Source organism: Mesorhizobium sp. M8A.F.Ca.ET.021.01.1.1 (genome assembly GCF_003998025.1).
GTDB lineage: Bacteria > Pseudomonadota > Alphaproteobacteria > Rhizobiales > Rhizobiaceae > Mesorhizobium.
Map to the genome: position 1 here is coordinate 1 of NZ_RZSJ01000996.1, position 969 is coordinate 969.

Genomic DNA, 969 nt, shown 5'->3' on the forward strand with positions numbered 1-969 from the left:
GATCAGGACGTTGGGCTTCATCGGGTCGAGTTTCTGGCCGACGCTCGGGACGTTGACGAAATGGATGCCCATGGCGCCCTTCGGATAGTCCATGGAGCCAGGTATCTTTTCGCCGCTGTAGTAGACGCAGCCGACGGTCGACAGATAGAGATCGCGGACGGCGGCGGTGTAGTCCTGATATTTGACAAGCGATTTCTTCAAGGCCTCGATGTCGGCCTTGTTGGCGTCCTCGGCATGAGCCGCAGCGAGGCCCAACCAGGCACCTACAACACTTGTCAAAGCGAGGACGCCGTAGCGTCCAAGGCTGATTGTTCTTGTCATGCATTCCTCCCAGATTTCATGATCTGGCCGTGCAAGACCGAGGCGGAAAGTGCTGATTTCGCGGCCAGTTGTACCGCCTCATCCCCTCTGGAACAGCATCGATGCTATTCCTTTCCATGACCGCGGGAAAGCTATTATTTAGAATTAGCTAATTTTCCAGTACCACACTGAAGGGGGTCGAGTCCGCGCAACAAAAAACGGCCCCATGTGGGGCCGCTTCGCATTTCTTGCCGAACAATCAGGTGAGCGGCGAAAGCTGGATCTCGACGCGTCGGTTCTGGGCCCGGCCTTCGGCCGTGGCATTGGAGGCGACGGGTCGCGTCTTGCCGAAACCGGTGACGGCGAAGCGACGCTGATCGACGCCCTGACCGGACAGGTAGTTGGCGACCGCCAGTGCGCGGCGCTGCGACAGATCGAAATTGTGCTGGTCGCCACCGGTCGAATCGGTGTGGCCGAAAACATCGACCGTGGTCTGCTTGAACTTCTTCAGCACCAGGGCGACGGAATTAAGCACCTGGTAGAAGCCGGGCTTCACCGCGTCCTGGTCGGTGTTGAAGGTGATATCCGATGGCATGTTGAGGATGATCTGGTCGCCGCTGCGCGTAACGCTGACGCCGGTGCCTTCGAGCTGCCGGCGCAGTTCCGCCT

The 969-nt window shown here is 59.0% G+C and carries 1 protein-coding gene and 1 pseudogene; both read right to left on the reverse strand.

Features of this window, described 5'->3' with window-relative positions; translation table 11 throughout:
* Positions 1-321 (reverse strand): annotated as a pseudogene (locus EOA36_RS36130) (hypothetical protein); the annotation flags it as partial.
* A 238-nt stretch (positions 322-559) separates the two neighbouring features.
* On the reverse strand, positions 560-969 hold a 410-nt coding region (locus EOA36_RS36135), incomplete at its 5' end, for an OmpA family protein (RefSeq protein ID WP_145969540.1).